Source organism: Scytonema hofmannii PCC 7110 (assembly GCF_000346485.2).
Classification (GTDB): Bacteria; Cyanobacteriota; Cyanobacteriia; order Cyanobacteriales; family Nostocaceae; genus Scytonema; species Scytonema hofmannii.
In genome coordinates this window covers 6,735,770-6,758,188 of record NZ_KQ976354.1, presented here as the reverse complement: position 1 = coordinate 6,758,188, position 22,419 = coordinate 6,735,770, and the positions used below count along the sequence as shown (strand labels likewise).

The window sequence follows — 22,419 nt, the reverse complement described above, 5'->3', positions numbered from 1 at the left end:
CTTTACATTGTTTTTTGGAGATGTCTACTGATGTCTACTAGCCATGCTAGTCTCCATATCAGAAAAAAACTGGAGTTTTTACACTACATATGAAACGCAAGCAATTAAGTATTTTTCTTGTCGCTATATAACAATAACTCTCGATTTTGACGTAAATCTGTACGATCGCGTTGCGTGGGATAAGGAACACCATCGCCTTTAATACCAGCCCAAAGAACGCGGTTAAATGCTTCTGCATTCAACTTATCCACACCCTCAAAGTCAAAATTTGCAGTTACTTTCGCCCACCATTGATTATTGTGCAAAATGGGTACAGCAGCCGATTTAACAGCTTCAGGATTTTGACATGCACGAACGAGGTCTGGATCTACAGAAGATTGACACAAATTTCCCGGTACGATCGCTGTATAGGGTGTTAAACTTGGCTCTGCAGTGAATGCATCTATGATTGGTACGCAAATCCGAGCATACCCAAAATAGGTTCGGTAATTACTCTCTCTTATTCGGGATACGGCTCTTCCCTCGATTTCCACAAATTAATTAATATCGGCATTGGCAAGGAAACACCTGTTCTTCGATTTGCAAGAGCCAATTAAACCTCCACAGTTTTATGCGATCGCTTTGCTGAGAAGAAGTTATAGTCTGAATCGAGTTCTGGACACAGTGCCAAATTACTTCGTAGCAATAGTTGTAGCGCTCAAAGTCTGACAAAGAAAAAAAATCAATGAATAGAAACACATATATTAAGCAATCTAAGAGGAAAATAAGATGACATCCAGCGGTATAGAAAAAATGGGTAAAGTTACTAATACCATCACAATTACTAACCATATTGACCAGATTCTTGCAACTAGAGGGTTTATATTGGAAGAACAAGTGCGATCGGTTACATTAGATAATGTTTTAGTTGATACTGGAGCAACAAGGCTTTGCTTACCTAGAAATATTATTATTGATTTAGGATTACCTCTTCAAGGAGAAGTAGATGTTAAAACAGCTACGGGAATAGTAAAAGCTCGTATTTATAAAGAATTGCATATAGTCGTTGAAGGACGAGAAGGATTATTTAATTGCATTGAATTACCGGAGGATTCAGACCCATTATTAGGATTAATACCGTTAGAAGATTTAGGATTAGAACCTGACTTAATGAATCAAAAACTGCGGATTTTACCAGAATATGGAAAAAACACTTATTTGATGGTTTTATAATCACGTGCGCTAATGGAGGGGGTCGGAGTCTTGACAAGAGTAAATAAAGTATTACTTAGATTGGACAGGTTTTACGATAGGGTTCGTTGCCAAAAGCTTGTTGCCATTCCTGCTGAGTCAAGTTACGACCAGCTGTACGACAAGCAACTGTAATGAGGTTATCAACACCGATCTGCCAGAGACGGACATCATTACTACCACTGAGAATCCATCGACTATCAGAGCTAAAGGCTAAAGATCCGACACTAGCTTTATGTCCGCGCAACACAATTGGTGCAGCAGTGATATCCATAGGATTCCACAGGCGAATGGTATGGTCTTCACTCGAAGTTGCTAGCCATTGGTTATCGGGGCTAAATTCTAGACCAAGAACACGTCCTCCATGTCCCTTTAGCAAAACCGATTCTTTGGCAAGATTATTCATATCTTGTAACTGCACCTGGTAATTCCAAGAGCCAGCAGCCAACCAGCGACCATCTTGACTGAAAGCAACACGAACAACACGCTCATCCGGATCGAATTTTATAATCTTTGTACTTGCTGAGGGGTTACTTGAGGTGAGATCCCACAGTCTGGCTGTACTATCCCAACCTGCTGTTGCTACCCAACGATTACCAATTAAAACAAAGGAAAGGCGATGGAATTCGGAATTTCTAGCACGCGCTACGTAAAGGGAACGAATCGCTGCGTAAAAATCATCCGTGAAATCTAGTTTGAGGGTAGTGTCAATTTCATCAACAAAAATCACAACACGATCTGGTATTTCTGTCAATAACACCTGTTCAAAAAATTGTGTCAGCCGTTGTGTCACACCTATGCCATCACGTGCTTGCCACCACTGCTCTACACTAGTTGTCAGCATCAGTTGGTCGGCAATAGTTACAAGTAACCCTTTATACCATTGCTCTGGGGTAATTTGAGTACCAATCAGTGGCAAATCAATAATCACAGATTGAATGCCTTCCTCAATTAACTGTTCTGCTGTCCGGATCATCAAGCTGGATTTTCCCAACTGGCGGGGGGTGAGGACGTAGGCAAAAGCTGCATCACGACACAGCGTCAGTAGTTCTTCATCAGCACGTCGGGGAATATACAACCCCTGGTCGTTTGCTTGGACAGTACCACCAACAGTGTAAATGCTTGGTTCAGCCATGCAGGTGCTCCTGGAAATAGTCGGCATAGAGTTGACACCGAGGCACAACTATCTGACCTTCGCGCCGGACTAAACCTGCTGCACTCAGTAAGCGGGCAATTCTCTCATCTGGACAGGTGTTGTTGCGAATTGTTTGGAGGAATCCCTGCACTAGGTCTTTTTTTTCATAGATACGAAACAAATGATACCTTAGATGGTCGCTAAATGGACCGCGATCGCCTATTGCTTTCGCAAATAACTCTTCTGCTGTTATCTGCTGGCTGGCAACCAAATATAGTGCTCGCCGCACTAAATAAGGATGACCATGTAATAATTCCATCAGTTGGTTTGTTTGCAATGGCGTTAACGGCGAACCATGTCTTTGATTGAGATCGGCAACTTGTTCTGGTGTAAAGTCTTCCAGCAGCAAAACTTCACCTACGTTAAAGGGGGATTGATGTAGGTTGGCAATCAAATGATAGGGTTCGGTAGCAGTCACTAGCGCCAGATCGAACTTTTTCCAAACCCGCATAGTGGGTAAGGCACGATTATTGTGCCAACTGCGTAACATACTAAAAAAGTCAGAACGAAATTCAGCATCAAAAATCCGATCGACTTCATCCATTGCCAAAACCAAGGAACCACTCAGTTCCTTAAGCAAATAAGACTGCATATAGCGGGTACAACGCTGATTGTTACCTACCCCTTGTTTCCAGAATTCTGCCGTTCGGTTGGGCATTCCCAATTGTTCGGTTAATATCGTACAAAATTGCAGATAAAAAATATCTGCATTGGTGAGGGTATCTTGGTCAAATAGTTGAAAATCCAGAAATGCTACCTGTTTCCCAACTTTCATCGCTCCATCAATGACCCGAATTAGCAGCGAACTTTTGCCCATTTGACGGGGACCTTTGATTGTTAAAGTGATTCCTTGGCGCTTCATGGTGGCGATCGCGATCGCATCTTGGGGACGCTCAATGTAAAATTGAGATTCTGAGTCCATTGTCCCTTCTGGCATTTCCAAGGGTACTGGTTGAGCAGAGGGAGATGGGCGCGGTAAAGGTGCTGGTGGAGAGATTCGCAGCAAGTCAAGTTTGGACTCTTTTGTGCTGATGGAAAGAAAATCGCCTGCGATCGCCCGTCTTAACTCTGCAATCAAGTTCTCTGTGTCTTCATTTCCTTGCCACAATGCCCAGTTAATCTCGTTTAGAAAAACACTCAATGGATACTGAAACGGTTCTCGATAGTCCAGACGCACTGGCAAAATGACCGGATGTCCCTTCTGCTCTTTTGCTAGATGATATGCTGTGGCAATCTCCAGTTCTACCATCTCGCTATGAACGGCTCTTTGTGAGAGAAACACAATTAAAAAATCTGCCTGTCGTAATTCCGCTTCAATCTTTTCTGCCCAAGGTGTACCGACTAGCATTGCCCGATCGATAAACACCTCATGCTGTTGGCTGAGTGCTTGAAACACCTGTAGTGCTACCGTTTGGTCGGGTTCAGCGTTACGCTTATAGCTGATGAAGATGCGACTTTGTGGTGTTGCGGACACTTTTTCAGTAGATGATAATCGTTTCTTGAGTGTTGGTGTTGCTGACTCCGGAAGACTTTCTAAATCAATGGCTATACGACCAAATTCAAAGGCATCTTCTAGCGATCGCCCAGCACCTAACGCATCGTAAAAGCCCACGGCAAAATCAATAGCGGCGCGATCGCCGATCGCCTGATTCATACCAATAACATAATCAATGTGTTGGCAAATTGCTTCTGCTTGCACCTCACTATAGCAAGCATTCAATAAGACACACTCCACTTTATTTTGGAAGAGTTTGAATAACCGCGCTAGAGATGAAGCACTCACCAACTGCATCATTCCGTCGCTATTTTCCAGAACTAATCCTTGAGTTCCTGCTCCATGTCCAGAAAAATGCACAATTTGCGGTTCATAGTCCAACAACGCCCGTCGCAAATCATCAGGACGCACCGCCCAGCGCGAGATAATTTCAAATTTATCACGTCTACGCGCCCGTTCTAAACCCATTTGAATTTCTCGTACCTCATCATTGAGGCGTAAATTATCCGTGTCTTTAGGATTGGCGGTCAGAATCAGAATCTTTTTCACAAGTTGAAATTATTATGAAGATATAAGCATATCCAGAGAACATCTTTAAATTAAGCAAGACGTGCCAGGAGATTAAATTGTTGCCCTACTTACAAAATTCCTTTTCCCAATACCTTACGTTTCAATACCAATATACGAGGTCGTGCTCCTTTACCAGAAAAACCTAGACCCTCACGAAAGATTTCTGGCATATAAAACCGTGCTTCTTCTTGTTTTTCTTTATCTTCGTAAATCACTCCCATGTCTTCTAACATTCTTACTGTTTGCTGCTCCATATCAAATTGTTCAACAGCAAAGGGAATTTTTCGTTGCTCTGGGGTATACTTAGGAAGTATGTCATCAACCCATGCCTTAAACTCTGGGTACTCTTCTTTTGCTTCTTCCACTTTCTTTTCACTACATGGCTTTAAAGCACGACGAATTGCTTCAGGAGGTAAAAGGCGGCTGCTAGACCACTTCTCAAATTGCACTTCTTTAGATCTATTTACTGTTATGTCTGCCGCATGGTATAAGAAACGAACAATATCCCTTGCTTGAAGTCTGCCATTAAAATCAGTTAAAGCTGCAAATACCCAAGAGGCTGTATAAGCTTCTTTAGCATTATCCGATCCTAGTCTTTTACCCCATAACTTCTCTAATTCTTCTTTACCTAGGCTATCGATACTCCCTTTTTCTGCACCTATGACTTCTGACTCACTACAAAGCCAAAAAACTAACCTTAAAAAAGAATCTTTATCCCAAGATAAATCATAAGAACGGTATAAGTTTTCAAACTGTTTCAAGTTTTGGGTAATTGTATAACGGAGAAAATCACGCCGCAGAAAAATTATAACTCCGAGATGAGATTGCCTAACTTCAGATAGCTTTTTTGGTAAATCATCAATCAAAGCTTTCAAGGCAATCTTCTCTTGCTTACTTGATGCAATATTTGGAAAAACATCCTCTAAGCCATCAAACAAAAATATAATACGTAATCCTTGTTCTTTCAATTTACGATTTATACTACCAAGAATAGCGGGACGATCGCCTTCAATATGAATGCCAACAGATTTTGACATTTCACTAATCCAAAATTCTGTCCATTCTGGTTCACTCCACGATTCTGATACAATTGCTCTTTTAATCCTATCTCTAAATTCTGAAGCCAAAAACTCAGAAACACTGTTACCAAAAGCTACTCTAACCTCATTTCTGGCTTCATTGATAATAGTTTTAGCATTATCCTGAACATTGCTTGATTCAAGTAAAGGAAAAATATGTGTTTGTTGAATTAATTGGGGAGCTTTATTATCAATACGATTAAAAAAATTTTCCCAATATTTGAAACGTGATAACTGTATGTAGTTAAAAGTTTTTCCAGCACCTTTGGCTCCAATTGATACTACATGAGGTAATTCGTCTCTAAAACTGCTTGCTAAGTTTTTTAATGGCTCTGTAACTAATAAATCTTCTCCTCGACCTTGTTCAGCATATTCGTATTGCTGACATAAATCTTTAAGTCGGCGTACATCTGCAAGTCGTTCGTGTTTTTCTATAGGTTTTAATAGTAGCTCTTGAATTGTAGCAATTTGTAATTGTTCTTCTGCCCATACATGAGCTACTTTCATGACCGTAGTTTGGCTGAGTTTGAAACGCGCATCTTCCCAGTTATTAACATACAGTAAATCTTGAGCAAAATAGGTTTCTTTTATTTCCAATCTAGTAGAATATAAATTATCTTCTTCCGGCTGCACGTACACAGACTGAAATCTAAATAGCGCATCTTCAAATGCTGGTAATGATTTCATTTCTGGCGTTAACATACTCACGATTACAGATGGATCGTAATAACTTTCATCATCGACTTTTGCTTTTGATGGTGCGATTTGACCAACTTGCTTAAGAACAAGACTTATACCTCTGACAGACTGGTCATTAATCGTTGATACCAAGAAACGCTGAATTCTTGGATCGAAGATAATAGGACTAGATATTTCGCTCAAGCCTGCTCTCAAATCAATAAGTACATAATCAGCACCAATAGCTTGACCTAAACTATGTATAGCGTTGCCGCATTCCCAAGCAGAACCTGGACTTGAAACCAACTGTTCGGGTAAAATAGGTGTATCTAGCAATTGATTATCTTCAAGACACGCAGGTAAAAAATAAACAATTGCTTTTCCTTCATTTTTAGGAGATTTTTCAACTTCCTTAGCAAACCATGAAAGTGTTTCTTCTCTTTCAATAGGGGAGTAGTGGTAAACTTCAAGAAAATCAATGAAAGAAACAGTAGGTTGTTGCTTTTCAAAGCGATTCCAATAAGTAAGCCCAGGAGCTTCTAAATCAGCATCAATAACCAATACAGTTATGGCTTTATCTATCTCTTTAGCTCTATCTAGCAAAGCAAAAAGATGCGCTGCTAAACACAATGTTCTTCCTACACCGCCTTTAAAAGAATAAAAGGCTATTAAACTAGGCTTTTCTGTATAAGGCTCTGGAAGCTTAACTGGTTTTGTTACTACAGTTTCTATATTTGAGTCACTATCAAGATAAGCAATTTCTTCCCAAAATGGGCGCAGAGAGATATCAGTTGTGCATGGCTCTTCACCAGGTATAAACTCTACTGGTAATATAGCGTCACCTAGGTCAAGTTGAATGACTGATTCTTCTTCTTGATACCAGTCCCCAAACCATTCCTTTAATGTATTTGTCGCAATATTTTTATTCTTATCATTAAGAAGCTCAATCTCTACACCATCGGAAAAACAACGAATTCTAGCTACTCCCTCAGGTAATTTACGACCATATTTAGTCTGATGACGAATTACCCTTCTAACATCTAGCCAAGTTAGTAATCTAAGAGATTTCATAGTCTTTTTAATTCTTCTTCTATCCAATCTACTATTTCTAATAACTTTTTCTCTAAATCTTGGTCTGTTATACCTGATGCTGCACAATATCCTCCATAACACCACATCTGATTAACATCTCCAGGAGTAAATTTTCTTTCATCATAACCGTTTTTACCTTTTATTGACTTCATGTTTAGTTGTGCTGGTAGCCTCAGAGTTTTGTGAACAGATAAGCAATCTAACAGCTTGTTGACATCATGCTGGCATTCAGAAATATCTGTACATAAATCAGAACGGTTTTTTTCTTGTCTCCGCATCAAAATTGCCTTTAGACCACATTCTACTGCATAAAATAAAAGTAATCGATGAGCATTGCTGCGTGGTGTCTTATTAGAAGCTAATTTATTTTCTCTCCAAACTTTTTCTATTTCCCTATCTGTAAATGGAATTACCATTATGGCACTGTCTTTCGGTCTAAGTAGCTAAGAAGAATTTTAGCTATATTATGTTAATTTATGACTTGATAAAAAGTTAACAAAATTTCATTAAATTGAAAAGTTTTTTAGAAACCATACCAGATCGGCATTTGAGCAAAACACTTGATGTCTGAAAAATTAATAGCATCCCGCGCATTGACTCACACATTGCCAGCATCCCACAATTTCAATGGGGTTTCCTTCAGCATCTTTCACCAGTCTAAGATGTTGAACACGTTATCGCTAACGAAAGTTGTCTGGAAGTTTCCTGATGGCTCACAGCTATAAATAATTGCCGGATTGTGGACAAGAAGGCGCTGAAGTTGATTTTGGGTACTGCGAAGCAACTTTTCAGTTCGCTTGCGTTCTATGAGTTCTGTTTGTACTTGTTGATAAAGTTCGGATTGCTGAATGGCAATTGAAACTTGGGTACTCAACTGTTTGAGTAAATTAATTTCCACAGGTTCCCACTTTCGCGGTTCAAAACAATGGTTGGCAACGAGAAGCCCCCAAAGTTGTGGCGTTTCTCCTGTTCCTCCATTTTCTAGCACAATGGAAACCACCAGATTGGAGCGAATTTGCAACTGTGCGAGCAATGTTATATGACAGAGTGCGAGATCCGATGTATGGATATCCGCAATTGCTTGAATCTTTCCCTGTTCGTAAGTTTGGCGATGGGATGGTTCTTGGAAAAAGGAATCTTTGATGACAGTACCGAGAACGCTGTTGCAACCAGGCGCAACTGACTCAACTACTACAGTACCGCTCCAATCAGGGTCAAAGCGATAAATGAAAACGCGATCGCACTGTAGAAACTGCTGCACCTCTGAAACCGTTGTTTTTAAAATTTCCGCCAGATCTAAAGATTGGCGGATATGCTTTGCCATTTCTGCAATCAGCCGTTCTCGTTGAGTCTGTTGGTACAAGGCGATCTCTGACTGTCTTTGTTGCGTGACATCCGCACCAATGCCAATCACCTCCAACAATTCACCGCGATCGTTCCAGCGATTGACCGAGTTCCAAGAAACAATCCGTTTCTGTCCGTGTTTGGTAGTCAACCTCATTTCGTAGTTAATCACTTGTTTCCTTTCAAAATCGCGGAACAATTGCTCAACCTGCCAGTATTCGCCGTCTGGATAAAAAATATTCCACCAATTGTTTCCCACCAGTTCATCAGTGGTGTAGCCCGTGATTTCATTGACGGCGGGATTCACAAAGGTAGTCGTCCCATCAGGAGCAATCCCACAAATTAACGTTGGAGCAGCAGTCACAATATGACTGATATATTCTTTCTCACGGCGCAAAGCTTCTTCCGATTTTTTGCGTTCTGTAATATCTTGTATAATTGTTGATAGAATTATTTCACCATTTGGTTCGTGTTCTAATGGCACAGCATCAGTTATGGCACGAAGATAGCTTTCTTGTTGCCGCAGTGACTGCTGTAAGTAGCGAAGTTCTAGTAAGCTGACAACCTGACGGGTGAGTGCTTCGAGCGCAGCAATTTGCTCTAAGTCGAGTTGGCGTGGCTCTCTGTCAATGACACACAACGTACCGATCCGAATACCTTGTGGAGTAGTCAAAGGCACACCAGCGTAAAACCGGATGTGTGGGTCACCAGTGACTAAAGCGTTAGTGGCAAAGCGGGGATCTTCCAAAGCATCTGGAACAATCAGTGGCTCGCCATGCAGAATGGCATGAGTACAAAATGACACATTGCGAGGAGTTTCAGATGCTGTCAGTCCCACTTTGGATTTAAACCACTGGCGATCGCTATCCACCAAGCTTACCAATGCGATCGGAGTCTTGCAAATGAAAGCCGCAAGACTGGTTAGATCGTCGAATGCTACTTCTGGTGATGTATCAAGGATTTGATAGCGGTAAAGCGCTTCAAGCCTCAGAGCTTCATTGTCAGGTAAAACAGATTCCATTGCCCAAATTTTTAAGCAATACAAGTTAACCAAAGCTTTACAGCCCGGTATTTATCTTGTTCCCTAAATACCAACGGAAATTAAACTCAGCCCATTAAAAAGATAAGGTTTGTTATCCTTCAGTACAAAACGTTACGGAGCGTAGTTTACATCTCCAAAGTTCCTGTAAATTTGCCAAGGGCTATCGTTACGATAGAGCAAGGAACCTCTGTCCGTAACACAAATCGCAACCGACGCATTTTCATTTGGACCCCGAAATAAAATTGCAGGATCTTCGTGAGATCCTCCTAACCCGAATTGGTCACAGGTTATTCTCTCCTCGAACACAATAAAGGTCTTCCCTACACTCTTGCAGTACTTCTGTATTGCAAACAGCCTGCTTCTGATTTCATCCTGGCAATTTTCAACAGACAAATCTTTGGCACACTCAAGAGCTTGTTGTATTCTTCGACGCATTTCTTGCTTTATCTGCTCTCGTTGTTCTTGAAGCCGATCTAATGGTTGTGTTGTCATAGTGAGGACTACTGACCTAATAAAAAAGGTTAAAGTAAGCTCTTGTGATTCATTCTTTGCTTGTCTTACTCAGTAGAGAACCCTGACTGACTGACACTAGGGTGTAGAGACACGATCCGAAACTTCTCAGTGGGGAGACACCATCCAAAACCCATTGAGTTATGGGCTGGTGGACAAATAAAATTTATTCGGAATTAAATCGAGAGCATTTATACATGAGATTTTTATATCCTACACTAGCACTCACGCGATCGCACTATCTCTATTATCTGGTTAAAAGTTTTCATCACTTCTTTATCATCCGGTCAAGTTAGCAAGCTGTTTTTCTCTAAAAATAAATTTTCGAGCATCAATACAGTATTCAAACAGGAGGCAAAAAACCCGGTTTCTTCGAGTTGAGCCTAGGAGATATCAAGCTTGACGATAGAGAGAAACCGGGTTTTGGGATTACTGTACTGGTATTCTAGAATCCTTTCCAATACTACAAGGGCTGAGAATTTTTGTGGGTTGGCATCACTGTGTAAAAACTCAACAAATGCCTGTAAATGTTGGGTTTCGTTCCTCAACCCAACCTACGTATTTTCGGATTTTTACGCAAAATCTACGCAGTACTGGACTTCTTTCTTTTGTTATTTTTTTATTGCTTAGTTTAATTTATCATAAAATAAAAAAGAAAAAAAGAAAAAATAAATAACAAAAGATTGCTCGTGTTATATTGATGACTAACTTGACTCAGAAAATTAAGTTTAAAACTCACAAAAGCTTTGTGTGACAAGCTTTTCAAGATTTTAAAATCTGAGTTAAAACCCCACTAAATCGTGTGACATTTATGCAAAAGGCTCCTTAGTTATGTGGAATTCATCAAATGAGAAAGTCTCCTTATTTGTGTGGAATTCATGATGATGAAGCAATCCTACTGCAACATTATTGAAGAAAGATAGAAGTAAGCATTCAGCTATTAGCCAAGATTCGTCAGCTTTTAGGGCTACTTTGTCTTCTCTAAAAGCCTTTCTAGTAAGTTAGAAAAACATCCTTGACGGCTGATGGCGAAAAGCTGATGACTGAAAACTAACTGCACACCACAGTATGCATTTACCTTGCAAACAAGGGCTGATTCGATCAGTCCTGAAGTGTTCTATTGACAGTTTCAAGTACCTAAACAAGGAAAGTTAAAGATGAAAAAAATTTTCATTCTGTGCTTGTTTGTCATTGGGTTTGCTTGGGTCATGTTTGCCCAAACTCCTTTCTTACTGAACAAAGGATTTGTCCAGGTAGCTTCAGCAGCAGGACCAAAAGATGCATATGAAGTCTGGTCTATCGATCAAGCAACTTCTCTGGATGGCACTGTTTTGGGAGGAAATCTCTATATTTTGTCAGGTAACGACCAAGACTTTATAGGAGGTACAGCTAGTACTAAGCAAATTAATTTAGCGGCTAATGCTGTCGCCAACGGCTTTCCAAAGGGATCAAAACCTCACTGGCTGGTTTTCAATAAAGGCGCTACACATGCGATCGTCGGACATGCTAGTTCTGGTCACGTCTATGCCATTGACGCTAGTAAGCAACAAGTGGTGGATGTGGTTGTTCCAGGAGGAAACTCTCATGCTGTTTCTGTCTCACCAGATAACACATTTGTAATAGCTGCAGATACTCCCGGACAACAAGTGCATAAAATTCCCACAAATTATCAGGCACCCTCAGGAAACATTTTTGGGACTCCTCAAACCTTAAAGTTTGATTCTAATACACTCCAAGCCCTAGGAACCAATACTGCAAACCCAGTAGTGGCTCAAGTTGATGAGACGGGTCAATGGGCTTATGTCACTTTTGCTCAAGGTGGTGCAGCAATAGTCAATACACAAACAATGACTGTTGCACATATTTACAGCAGCAAGGAACTTACTTTCAATGGACTAGTTGCTTATGAGTTTGGCAAAAACTTTATCACCAATGCAGGCAACGCCAATCCTGAAATAGCTGACTTTCTCTATTTCTATGACCACGACGCTCTGCTAAGAAATCCCACGACTCGTCCACCTGTCATTAAAGTTCCTCAATCTGGTAACGATGTCCATGGACTGGAAGTTATTGCTGACAAATACATATGGCAACTTAACCGTGCATCTAACAATATTACAATACATGAACTTAACCCCAACCCCTTCGATCCAAACGTTGAAGGTTCAAACAAAGTTCGTGCAGTGAATCTTGTCGATTTGGCCAATACAGCGTTAGGTCCTGACCCTACACCAGACCTAGGAGGAGTATCCCCCTCTGAAAAACTGTTGTTTGTGTCACAGCGTGGACCTGTTCCTCAGTCAGCAAACGACCCAGCATTTTTCAACAGTGTAGGTATTTTCCCAGGGGTAGGCATCATACAAATCGAAGATGGCGGTAAGAATGCTAAACCAGCTTACTTATATAGATTTGATAACTTCGTCAACGGGATTAATGTTGCTGACTTCCATGCCCTTGGTGTTCGTAAATGAAATACACACCGATCGCACTTAAACTCTTGTGAGGTGAGTATCTTCGCTCTCCCAAATGTTCCAAGCTAATTTGTCTACAGGGTGCATCTATATCAACAATACGTATTTTCTGTGAAACCTCATAAACAGCTGAAGTGACTCGGCTAGAGGAATGTTTTTTCAAAAGTCACATAAACCTTATATATCATCTTGAAAAAGAAAATCTTTCTATGGCATCTCCAATCAACGATAATTTCGCCAAGAGTGCAGTGTTAACTGGGTTCTCTGATACTGATACAGGAACTAATGTCGGTGCGACTGCGGAAGCAGGTGAGCCTCTTCATGGTGGGAATTCAGTCTTTAACACAAAGATTAATTCCGTTTGGTGGTCTTGGACAGCATCGGCTTCCGGAAATGTCACAATTGACACGTTAGGCAGTTCTTTTGACACGATTTTAGGTGTCTATACTGGTTCAGCAGTTAACAGTTTAACAACAATTACCAGTAACGATGACATTAGTTCTAGTAATGCTGCTAGCAGAGTGAGTTTTTCTGCCATCGCCGGAACAACTTATCGTATTGCTATCGATGGATCTAACGAAACCCTGACAAAAGTCCAAGAAGGTTCAATTACTCTCAATCTCAACCTAGTTGATATTACTCTCAACGGCACTAACCAGAATGACACCCTTAATGGCACTTCAGGTAAAGACACCATCCGAGGATTAGACGGTAATGATACTATCTCAGGCTTAGCGGGAGACGACTTTTTGTTTGGCGGTCAGGGAAATGATACTCTGACTGGGGGTGCTGGTGCAGATACCTTCGTGTTTAACCCCAAAGAAGGTACGGATACGATCGCTGACTTTAACTTATCACAAAGAGACAAAATTGGTTTGTCTGGCGGCTTGACGTTTAATGATTTGAAGTTTTCTGGGAACGATATTATCGTCAAGGGGACAAGCTTGTTGAGTCCAGTACTTAACTTACTCGATCTCGATCTCCTCGGCTTAAGTGGTAATTATCGTTTAGCAACTTTGCAAAATTTTGATACCACTCAACTGACGGAAAACAATTTTACTACCATTTCTTGAAGTCGATCAGTTAACTGTTAACTGAAAGCTTTCAGAAGTTAGAGAACGGCAAGCAATATTTTGAAGTGTTTCAGCAGTTGACAAAATAGAGTTATCAGAATACAAATGCTGACTCACCTCACCAAATATTATACAATTACTCACAAGCCATTTTTAAGGATATATTATCTTTAATAATGGCTCACAAATTTATAAACATTAAGACAATTGGTTCAAAATAACCGGAAGCAAAAACCCGATTTCTTCAAGAAACCGGGTTTTCAAAAGCGTCTTTTTTGATATTTTACAGTATCTTTTTATGTAAATGTATTGATGCATCATACTAGTTCCAAAACCCACTGTTTTCGCCATTCATATTTATGAATTTTTAGCTAGCAAGGAATGAAAACTTAGACCATAAACTAGACTAGAACTAGGTTTCAAATTTTATCATTAAAATTCAAATATTTATTCCCTACTAAATGCTCGTGCTTAAGTGGGGTAACTATATACCCCACACTTTACATTTAGTTAATGGTTGATGTTTCCGATAATCCAACTACAAAATTGACAATAACAAATAGGTCAATTGAGTAAAAGGGTTTAAGGACGGTTTAATCTTCCAGGGATTCCAAGTACAAAGTTGATAAGAGCTATTGGATTGGTATCGTAGATAAGTTTATTACCTGGTGCGTCCACTATTATCGTTGTTCCGCCATATACTGCGTTCAAATCTACTAAACTCAGGTCTTCAATTTCGTTGATATCTGATAAATTTGCGATAGTTACTCTGTTCATTTTTTCTCCTTTGGTAGGATTGCATTGCCTTTTACAAATATAAATTTACCATGAATAATAGTTGATAAAAAACTATCTTTAGCTAGTTGATAAAAATTTTTTTATCTTTAATAAAAACTTGTTTTAAAGCAAATAAATTATTGATTAAAAAGCAATTTTTAATCAATACAAATTATGAGTTTCTAACAATCATATTTAAATTGTGAAATAAAGAAACCCGGTATCTCCCAGATATCGGGTTTCTGAGGCTCAGTCATTGTTCAAAAATAAAATAGGAGTTCTATTTTAAGAATAAACATCTACTTGAAAAATTGGAAAAATGATATAATTTTAAAAACTTCAGGGGCGCTACGCAGACTTCTAATAGCAGTCTGAAAATCGTTTGTGAAAAATTTCTAATCGATTAGACAAAGAGAATCGCTATTATTTGCTGATAGTTAACAGCAGAATATATAAACACCCCTACAATCAGTGAACACTCATTTATGCCATTCACGATACTTCTTTTAGAAAAGATTAAAGACTTTTTTGTTTGGATAATTGCTAGTATTATTTTTTGTGTATGTATCTTTTTGTTAATAAATCAAGATGTAATTTACAATTTCTTGCAACTTCAAATATCTCATATGTCTCCGATGCAATCTGTTCTAGTTGTTCCGAAATTAGAACTGATATTTCAGAATTTAAAAATTAATAAACCTAATGATATTATCTTATCTTTAAAAGATGATGAAGGAAAAGCAATACAAGGAATTTTACCAGAACACGAGCGTCTATTACATATCTTTATTGTGAGTGAAAATTTTCAATTTTTTAGTCACATTCATATTGAAGATTTTGGTCTCATAACATTAAAGATGCTGGAAGAGGCAAAATTTCCGATAAGATATAGCTTTCCTCAACCAGGAAAGTATCTTGTTGCAGTTAACTTTACGGTAAACCATCAGCATTTTTTCAAACAAGCCTTTTTAAAGGTTACGGGACAACACTCCTCTCTCAATTTAGAAAAAGATAACTCTTTTGAAGAGGATAAAATTCCAAACTATCAGATAAACTTTTCTCATTTTCCCAATCTTATCCAAGCTCAGAAAGAAGTGACGCTTGATTATTTTATAAATAAGAATGGCAAGAAAGTTACAGATATTGTCCCCTATCTAGATGCACCTATGCATATTACAGCTATCTCATCTGATTTACAAAATATTATTCATACTCATGCTCATGATAAATCTGCAAAATCATTACACATGGGTCACAATGCAAGTCTTCACGATCGCACTCACAATAGTGAAGCTATGGTTGATAAATTTGGTCCTAATTTAGAAGCTAGTGTCACCTTTCCAGATAGGGGAACTTATCATGTTTTTGGCGAAATGCGTCATCAAGAAAAAATTGTTGTTGTAGAATCACTTGTGGAAGTTAATTAGGCTCATATCCAATACCATTGAACGCACCTCAACCATACGCAAGGTTACTCCCTTCCCAGTACAAGATTACCGATTTTCTTCTCCTCTTTCTTCGTGTCCTTTGCGTCTTTGCGGTTCATTCAAATAAGTAATCTTCAGGCGAGACAGGAGTAGTTGGGGATTCGTGCGTGCTCCAAGCCAAAAGATTTCTCAACGTTCTCAGTGTGCCGTTGGAACTTTTGACTTGCGTTCACTCTAGAAAAACTGTTATTCCCAACTAACAAACAATATATGTTGGATCGAAGTCTGGACTGGGTACTTTAAGAAGGATACCTAGTCTGTTCTATCTCAACTATGACACCTGTACTGACCCAGCTTGACAATTTAAAAGTTTTGCACTCAACAGATTTAGAGTGGATTGCTCAAATTGGGGTGCTCGGACAAGTCGTTAATCCCGGTACGCGTCTTGGTACATTGCAAACTCAAGCATCAGGAACACCTCAGTTAACAGGGATAGCTTACTTTGATGTGAAGGATGGGAAGCGTATTAAACCGGGAATGCAGATTCAAATTACACCAGATACTGTAAAGCGAGAGCGGTTCGGAGGTATTGTTGCAACGGTAAAATCTGTATCTGCTTACCCAGTTATGTCAACAAGAGCAGCAGCAAAGGTGGGCAATGCGGAACTAGCAGATACGCTAACGAGTAAGACTGCTAAAGTGGAGGTTAGTGCTGAGTTAGTGCCGGAAAAAGGCAATATGAGTGGTTACAAGTGGTCATCATCCAAAGGACCGAGTATGAAGTTGACGCCAGGAACAACAACAGCAGTACGAGTGAAAGTGGAAGAACAAGCACCAATTACATTTTTGCTACCATTTTTGCGTGAGTGGACTTCAGTAATGAGGGGGTAGGGGTTAGGGGGTAGGGGTTAGGGGGTAGGGCTACGTAATTATACTACCGAACCCTCTTCGCTTGCAAAAGCGTATTTGCCCAAGTGCGATCTGCTTCCTGTAAAGATGGAATGGGATCTTGGTGATAATCGATCGCTAAATCATACCGCGCCTGATTGTAAATTTGCAATAGCAGGCTTTGCAAATCGACTGACAGTTCTATATCTTGTGGCTTCAACGGGAGTGGGAATGTAGGAATCATTTGCTGAAGATTAAACGCATACAGTTGCGCTCTCGGACGTTGTGGAGCGCGACTGACTAAAATTCGGTAGTGTGACTGAGGAACGTTACCCACCATTACCATTGGCGTTCCTTCCCGCAATAAATCTATCTCCACCAAATGGGTTGCGCTTTCTAAAACAGCATTACGTTTTTTTTCATAAGTATCGCGTCCTTTACCGGGACGCTTGTTCGTTGGAGATAAAACTTCAATTGCTGTAATGACTGCTCCTGTTGCAATATCCCGAATTTCCAAATAACTTTCTCGAATTTCTTCGGGAACTGGTAGCATGACAGTAATAGATGAATCGGATGCAGTTGTTAAAGTATTAGTAGATTGACGATTGCTGGACTGGGATACCACTGATGCATCTGGAATCCCAACTAATACCGCATCCTCTGGTACGCTGGTATAAACTCTCTTCTCAATTGCCACCCGATAGTCTTGGCTTAAGTTAGACTCAATTGCATTGGCGATCGCACTAATCAATCGATGATGTACTTCTGGCCATAGTTCGGGATTTTCAAGATAAGGGTTCATTCCCGGAAATGGAGACGGCATAAAATAGGCTTGTGTTCGGAAGTTTTTACTCTTCTATCATATAAATTCTACGTTTAGAGTTTTGCGATCGCTCTTTAGAGCGTTATTGTTACGAATCGCAAAGCTCTTGTTTTTAAAACTTTGCTGCTTCCATGGGAAAATAATGGCACTTTTAACTGTATGAGCGCTCCTCGACCCACATTTGAGTTAATATGGCTTCCACGTTTGCCGCAATATGTAAAATCTTGCTTTTCGCAGTGCTTTGATACAATCTTGACCGGAAATTCTTGGCAACTTGCTCATACATCAACTAGAACTGTTTCCAAATTGTCTTCCGGTATGGGACGACCTTCTTCCTTCTGCACCCCGCAGGAGGCAACTGCCTTTTCTTCGTGCCATTCCCTATAAAAAGGGGGCTTAGTGTAAGTCCTGGTTAAATCTGAGCAATCCATGTTTTTGAACTACTAAGTATCAGATTGTCTTCTTTCCCGATTTTCTTGAATCTGCACCAAAATATCGTTCATAGTTATTCCTTCGAGCAATTGATCGCGCTCTTGAGTATAATCTCCTTTATTACCACCAAACTGCTGTAAAAAACGTACCATTCCAACAGGACCTAGTGCTTGAGCTAAAGCTTCTAAGCCCCTTTTTCTAATTTCCAATGGACTCATTCGGTTAGTATTCATTCAAGAACCTCCATCAGCCATGTAACTGGATTTGCGACTACGACCATCAACTCTCGTTGATAACTTGTTGTTTTTCGCAACAATCGATAATCAACTGTTAACATAATATCTGCTCTACCTGCTTCTGCACAAGCAATATGTAGTGAATCGAAAAGTTTGATTCCTAAACTTTGTAGAAATGTAGCACGGCTTTGAATATTTTCATTTAAACTTACTTTAGTTCTAGAAAGAGAAGTTAAAATTTCAATCCCTTGCTTCCTTTCAAGGTCAGTAATTTGCGCCAATTCTACATCAATTACTTCACTATTTAATAATTCCCATTCTCCCGCCTCGCATCTTTCTAGAATCAACGAAATTGCTTCTGTTTCAAGCCGAACGCGCTCTTGGTCTTGAACATCAAATGAACGATTAAAACAGCAAACATCTAAATAAATTAATGGCATTGTTAAAATCTAACGCTTAGACTTCTTCCTTACCCTGATTTTAATACCAAAGCGGACTTGCATTATAGCAGACGAACTAGAGTGCGATCGCACATCACATTTCAGAACAGAATTTATCTACAATGAAAGTATCCGTTGTTAAACACGCCTAGGAAAAGACCCGCGTAGCATCAACTTCGCGGGTCTTTCGGTTCGCTCATACGTTGAAAAGTTAAATCTGAGCAATCCATTTCTTGCAAACAAGCCAGAAACTCTTGATGGAAATTCTCTAAAATCGTCAACTGAGTTTGCTTTGGAGTATGACTCGACACTTCAGGCGCTGGTAATAAAATTCCCGTTCCATGAAACACGGAACTCAATTGTTTGAAACAAAATACTATCAACAAGATACAGACCTGTGGCGTCAATTAATTGATCAAGAAAAAACTTATTTGGAAACTCGTAAAAATTTTTTAAATAGTCCCTCTAGAGTAGAATTGATTAAAATTGCCTTACAAAACCCTCTGGAGAGAAGCACAGCATTAAAAATTTTTAACTATTTAACTATTGAAGAACGTCAAAGTTTATTTAATGAATTAATTAAGTTAGCCTCTGTAGGTCATTCAACTATTGAGTTAGTTCGTCGTGCTATTCTTTCATTTAATAAAAGCTGGCTTTTAGAAAATATTGAAACTCAGGCAGAATCTGTATTAGAGAATGGTGGAGATGAAGAGTATAGACGATTATTGGAACTTTATATTCAATTAGATGATAACCTAACTCAACGCCTAGCTACAAAAGCGTTACAACATCCAGATGTTGATATCCAGGAAGTAGGTGAGGATTTTCAAAACTATCTTAAAACTAAGCTTTGATACACTCTTGACCGGAAATTCTAGGTAATTTGCTCATACATCAACCAGAACTGTTTCCAAATTGTCTTCTGGTATAGAACGACCTTCTTCCTTTAAAACTTCAATGTATAATTCAATAGCTTCCTTAATATTAGCAACTGATTCTTCTTTCGTCTTACCTTGGCTAATACAAGTAGGTAAGCTAGGGCATTCAGCTACCCAATAACCATCTTCTCCTGGATAAATAATCACTTGCCTCTTCATAGACACTAACATTTGAAATAACTTTTCTATTTGACTTTACTATATTTTTTCTGGCTCGGAACCTCGACAACTTCTACAGATGCTGTTGGCGTATTGTCAAAGAACATAGGTTTCATTCAAAGCTGTGCGATTATTCCTCATTGTCTTCTGCTTCCTCACCATGAACTAGTGAGAGCGTAAAATCCATTTATTTGCATCAATCGAGCGTGCGTTCCTCGCTGTACCACAACACCGCAAGCGAGCCTTGCACCATTGTCAACAAGACTAAAAAAACTATTATTTAGGCAATTGCCCTTGTTTTTTCTTGAGTTTCTTCTTCTGCCTCTGATTTTAAAGGCTTAAGAGACTCAAAGTAACCTTGCTCCCACAATTGTCTAACCACATTTTCCATTGCTTCACGGGTAACTTCGGGTAAGATAATTAATCCAGGTTGAGCCAAGAAAGCAGACCCCAATTCCTCTTCTGCTTCCAAGTCTTGCTGTAAGCGAATAGGATCGATGAAGTAAACGGGATATCTTTCTCCCTCTGGACTTTGAACGATGCCATCACTTCTGTACCCTTTCATCGAGGTCTCTTCATCATCTCTATCATCCCACCCATATTTAAAGGTTAACCTTGGATAGTCAGTCCCCATCGTCTATTCCTCCTTAATTGCTTGGATTTTTCCGAGTTCCGAGTTAAATTGTTCAAAACTTAACAAATTTGCTTCGTTAGGGACAATTTCATAATGCTGTGGATCTCGCCCTCGTTGTATCATTGTTAACGTATTGGGCAAGGAAATAATTTTATAAGCTCCTCCAAACCGCCGAACTTTATTAGGGTCTAGATGAACAGAAATACCATTAGTTGGTTTGACAAAACCAGTGTTTCGATCAATTTTTACTTCGTTAAGTTTTGCTATGAACTGACCTCCCCCTCTATAAAATATTTGTTCTCCGTGCAACTTGCTCTCACCCTTCTTATACTATCGTTTTAGAACATAGGTTGAGCTTACCGTAACGAAGCCCAATACCAACACCATCAGTTCACAACTTTGCACAACTTTACGCAGCAGTCCTTCAGATAAGACAGCAAAACTTTATTTAGAACGAGTAGAAATCTTGTTGGGAAGGGGAGTTCCCAAAAATTGGAATGGTGTGTGGACATTTACTGATAAATAATAGTTTTCTTGTAATTTTTTAAATTTTAGAATGCTAGTTTCTAACTGAAAAAAGAAACAGTCTGGCGTTGTGGAACATGATGGAGTGTGTGGCTAGTGCAACCCACAACACGATTGCGCCCAGTTGCTTTCGCTTCCAACAAGTATTGATCCGCACGCTGAAGCAGGCTGACTCCCTTTGCATCGTCTTCTGCTTGCAAACAAGATGTTCCCAAACTAATTGTGATGTTGAGAGAGAGTTTGTTGTTAATGGCAAATGGTTCCTTGCTGATGATGGAATTGAGACGGTTTGCTACACTGAATGCTTCGTCACAATTTGTATTGGGAAGAACGATCACGAATTCTTCTCCACCATAGCGAAATGGGATATCTTGAAACCGCAAGTTGTGGCGCAAACGGCTACACAGTAATTGTAAAAGGCGATCGCCTACCAAATGCCCGTAAGTATCATTAACTTTTTTGAAAAAGTCTACATCTAAAATAATCAAAGAGAGTGGAGTTCCATGACTCTGGGCTTTTTTAATTTGATTGGGCAAATCACACTCTAATGCACGGCGATTTTTTAGTTCTGTCAGTGAGTCAGCTAGGGCTATAACTGAGAGTAAGTCATTTTTTCTCATCAGTTCTCGATACTTTTGTGCTTTCCGCAAACCTACATTTAAATGAGCGAGTAGCAAGCGATGGCTAGCCATTTCTTCTTGTCTTGACTCCTCACCTCTTGTCTCTACAGACCAAATGTATGCATCTGCTCCTTGTTGTAGTGCTGAGGATGTCATCTCCAACTCCCAATCCTCACTGCTTGTATTTTTCAGAGCAAGCAATTGGGGACGATCTTCAATCAGAATGCAGTAAATCCAGGATAGCTTTGTTTGTTCTTTTAACCAATGACATAATTTCATACTGTCATCCCAACTAGCCTGCACCAGTATGACATCAGGTGGGGTCAACTGAATGCGCGAAATCGCCTGATTGAAATTGCTGATGAGTTCTACGCTAAAAGAAGATGCATCTTGAATATCCTTTGGAAGTTTAGCGAGAAAACTATCACCTCCAAAGATCGGAATGGGAATGTTCATTGCTTTACTTTTTGCCCTATTTCTACTTAAAGGGTTTGGACTTGGTGAACTTAATTGATGCTCCCTGCGGTCTGTGATACATAGCTGTATATCTGATGAGGAAGTGTTAATACATAGATGAATGTCTCACACTTAGCCACAATATGAATTTTTAATTTTTCGCCCCTCATCATACTCTACTTTAAAAACTACAATTACTGTGGTTTCAATTTTTGATACCTACAGGACTTACGCAAAAATTGCTGGAAACCTTGATTTATCGAACCGCCAAGACGCCAAGAGCGC

General features: G+C 39.6%; 22 protein-coding genes. 6 read left to right on the top strand and 16 right to left on the bottom strand.

Annotated elements, in window-relative coordinates:
- Nucleotides 1–104 precede the first annotated feature (104 nt).
- Together WA1_RS28150 and WA1_RS61840 are read right to left on the bottom strand one after the other, a co-directional pair.
- Nucleotides 105–533 carry a hypothetical protein gene (locus WA1_RS28150; RefSeq protein WP_017745750.1) on the bottom strand — a complete coding sequence of 143 codons (429 nt, stop codon included), beginning with the start codon at nt 531–533 and terminating at the stop codon, nt 105–107.
- 7 nt (nt 534–540) lie between these two features.
- Nucleotides 541–831: a hypothetical protein gene (locus WA1_RS61840; protein ID WP_419183598.1), complete on the bottom strand. Its 291-nt coding sequence runs from the start codon at nt 829–831 to the stop codon at nt 541–543.
- Between WA1_RS61840 and WA1_RS28145 the strand changes: the two genes are divergently transcribed.
- Complete coding sequence (locus WA1_RS28145) at nt 769–1,212, top strand: aspartyl protease family protein (protein WP_017745749.1); 444 nt, start codon at nt 769–771, stop codon at nt 1,210–1,212. The two genes, WA1_RS61840 and WA1_RS28145, sit on opposite strands and share 63 nt — an antisense overlap.
- Nucleotides 1,213–1,267: 55 nt before the next feature.
- Here the strand turns inward: WA1_RS28145 and WA1_RS28140 are convergent, their stop codons facing one another.
- The 6 genes from WA1_RS28140 to WA1_RS28115 all read right to left on the bottom strand — a co-directional run bounded on the left by WA1_RS28140 (nt 1,268) and on the right by WA1_RS28115 (nt 10,217).
- Nucleotides 1,268–2,365, bottom strand: a complete 1,098-nt coding sequence (locus WA1_RS28140) for an AAA-like domain-containing protein (RefSeq protein ID WP_020480622.1) — start codon at nt 2,363–2,365, stop codon at nt 1,268–1,270.
- Nucleotides 2,358–4,469 carry an AAA-like domain-containing protein gene (locus WA1_RS28135; RefSeq protein ID WP_017745748.1) on the bottom strand — a complete coding sequence of 704 codons (2,112 nt, stop codon included), beginning with the start codon at nt 4,467–4,469 and terminating at the stop codon, nt 2,358–2,360. Before WA1_RS28135 ends, WA1_RS28140 begins: the two co-directional genes overlap by 8 nt.
- Before the next feature lie 89 nt (nt 4,470–4,558).
- Nucleotides 4,559–7,318: a KGGVGR-motif variant AAA ATPase gene (locus WA1_RS28130; RefSeq protein WP_017745747.1), complete on the bottom strand. Its 2,760-nt coding sequence runs from the start codon at nt 7,316–7,318 to the stop codon at nt 4,559–4,561.
- On the bottom strand, nt 7,315–7,755 hold the full coding sequence (locus tag WA1_RS28125; protein ID WP_017745746.1) for a hypothetical protein: 441 nt from the start codon (nt 7,753–7,755) through the stop codon (nt 7,315–7,317). The genes WA1_RS28130 and WA1_RS28125 overlap by 4 nt, the downstream gene beginning before the upstream one ends.
- A gap of 233 nt (nt 7,756–7,988) precedes the next feature.
- Entirely contained in the window at nt 7,989–9,704 is a 1,716-nt protein-coding gene (locus tag WA1_RS28120; protein WP_148662782.1) for a GAF domain-containing protein, read from the bottom strand.
- A 132-nt stretch (nt 9,705–9,836) separates the two neighbouring features.
- Nucleotides 9,837–10,217 (bottom strand): hypothetical protein, encoded by a 381-nt coding sequence (locus WA1_RS28115; RefSeq protein ID WP_017745744.1) that lies wholly within the window; start codon nt 10,215–10,217, stop codon nt 9,837–9,839.
- Between the two features lie 1,175 nt (nt 10,218–11,392).
- Between WA1_RS28115 and WA1_RS28110 the strand changes: the two genes are divergently transcribed.
- Entirely contained in the window at nt 11,393–12,706 is a 1,314-nt protein-coding gene (locus tag WA1_RS28110; protein ID WP_017745743.1) for a YncE family protein, read from the top strand.
- Nucleotides 12,707–12,915: 209 nt separating this feature from the next.
- Nucleotides 12,916–13,779 carry a calcium-binding protein gene (locus WA1_RS28105; RefSeq protein ID WP_017745742.1) on the top strand — a complete coding sequence of 288 codons (864 nt, stop codon included), beginning with the start codon at nt 12,916–12,918 and terminating at the stop codon, nt 13,777–13,779.
- A 582-nt stretch (nt 13,780–14,361) separates the two neighbouring features.
- Here WA1_RS28105 and WA1_RS28100 read toward each other — a convergent pair.
- A complete protein-coding gene (locus WA1_RS28100) occupies nt 14,362–14,556 on the bottom strand; it encodes a hypothetical protein (RefSeq protein ID WP_017745741.1) in 195 nt (64 codons plus the stop codon).
- Nucleotides 14,557–15,041: 485 nt separating this feature from the next.
- Between WA1_RS28100 and WA1_RS28095 the strand changes: the two genes are divergently transcribed.
- Both WA1_RS28095 and WA1_RS28090 read left to right on the top strand, forming a co-directional pair.
- Entirely contained in the window at nt 15,042–15,983 is a 942-nt protein-coding gene (locus WA1_RS28095; RefSeq protein ID WP_017745740.1) for a hypothetical protein, read from the top strand.
- 333 nt (nt 15,984–16,316) lie between these two features.
- On the top strand, nt 16,317–16,874 hold the full coding sequence (locus WA1_RS28090) for an NHLP bacteriocin system secretion protein (RefSeq protein ID WP_017745739.1): 558 nt from the start codon (nt 16,317–16,319) through the stop codon (nt 16,872–16,874).
- 43 nt (nt 16,875–16,917) lie between these two features.
- On the opposite strand, the gene WA1_RS28085 is transcribed toward WA1_RS28090, so the two are convergent.
- The 3 genes from WA1_RS28085 to WA1_RS28075 all read right to left on the bottom strand — a co-directional run bounded on the left by WA1_RS28085 (nt 16,918) and on the right by WA1_RS28075 (nt 18,802).
- Nucleotides 16,918–17,694, bottom strand: a complete 777-nt coding sequence (locus WA1_RS28085; RefSeq protein ID WP_017745738.1) for a DUF4058 family protein — start codon at nt 17,692–17,694, stop codon at nt 16,918–16,920.
- Between the two features lie 443 nt (nt 17,695–18,137).
- Nucleotides 18,138–18,359, bottom strand: a complete 222-nt coding sequence (locus WA1_RS28080) for a hypothetical protein (RefSeq protein ID WP_017745736.1) — start codon at nt 18,357–18,359, stop codon at nt 18,138–18,140.
- A complete protein-coding gene (locus tag WA1_RS28075) occupies nt 18,356–18,802 on the bottom strand; it encodes a hypothetical protein (protein ID WP_017745735.1) in 447 nt (148 codons plus the stop codon). Before WA1_RS28075 ends, WA1_RS28080 begins: the two co-directional genes overlap by 4 nt.
- A gap of 341 nt (nt 18,803–19,143) precedes the next feature.
- Between WA1_RS28075 and WA1_RS28065 the strand changes: the two genes are divergently transcribed.
- Nucleotides 19,144–19,656 carry a hypothetical protein gene (locus WA1_RS28065; RefSeq protein WP_017745733.1) on the top strand — a complete coding sequence of 171 codons (513 nt, stop codon included), beginning with the start codon at nt 19,144–19,146 and terminating at the stop codon, nt 19,654–19,656.
- A 33-nt stretch (nt 19,657–19,689) separates the two neighbouring features.
- Here the strand turns inward: WA1_RS28065 and WA1_RS28060 are convergent, their stop codons facing one another.
- From WA1_RS28060 to WA1_RS28045, 4 genes are all read right to left on the bottom strand, one after another.
- Nucleotides 19,690–19,899, bottom strand: coding sequence for a type II toxin-antitoxin system HicB family antitoxin (locus WA1_RS28060; RefSeq protein WP_017745732.1), 210 nt, complete (start codon nt 19,897–19,899; stop codon nt 19,690–19,692).
- 280 nt (nt 19,900–20,179) lie between these two features.
- Nucleotides 20,180–20,533, bottom strand: coding sequence for a hypothetical protein (locus WA1_RS28055; RefSeq protein ID WP_017745731.1), 354 nt, complete (start codon nt 20,531–20,533; stop codon nt 20,180–20,182).
- A 3-nt stretch (nt 20,534–20,536) separates the two neighbouring features.
- Nucleotides 20,537–20,842, bottom strand: a complete 306-nt coding sequence (locus WA1_RS28050; RefSeq protein ID WP_017745730.1) for a hypothetical protein — start codon at nt 20,840–20,842, stop codon at nt 20,537–20,539.
- Between the two features lie 257 nt (nt 20,843–21,099).
- Nucleotides 21,100–22,134, bottom strand: a complete 1,035-nt coding sequence (locus tag WA1_RS28045) for a diguanylate cyclase (protein WP_017745729.1) — start codon at nt 22,132–22,134, stop codon at nt 21,100–21,102.
- Nucleotides 22,135–22,419 lie beyond the last annotated feature (285 nt).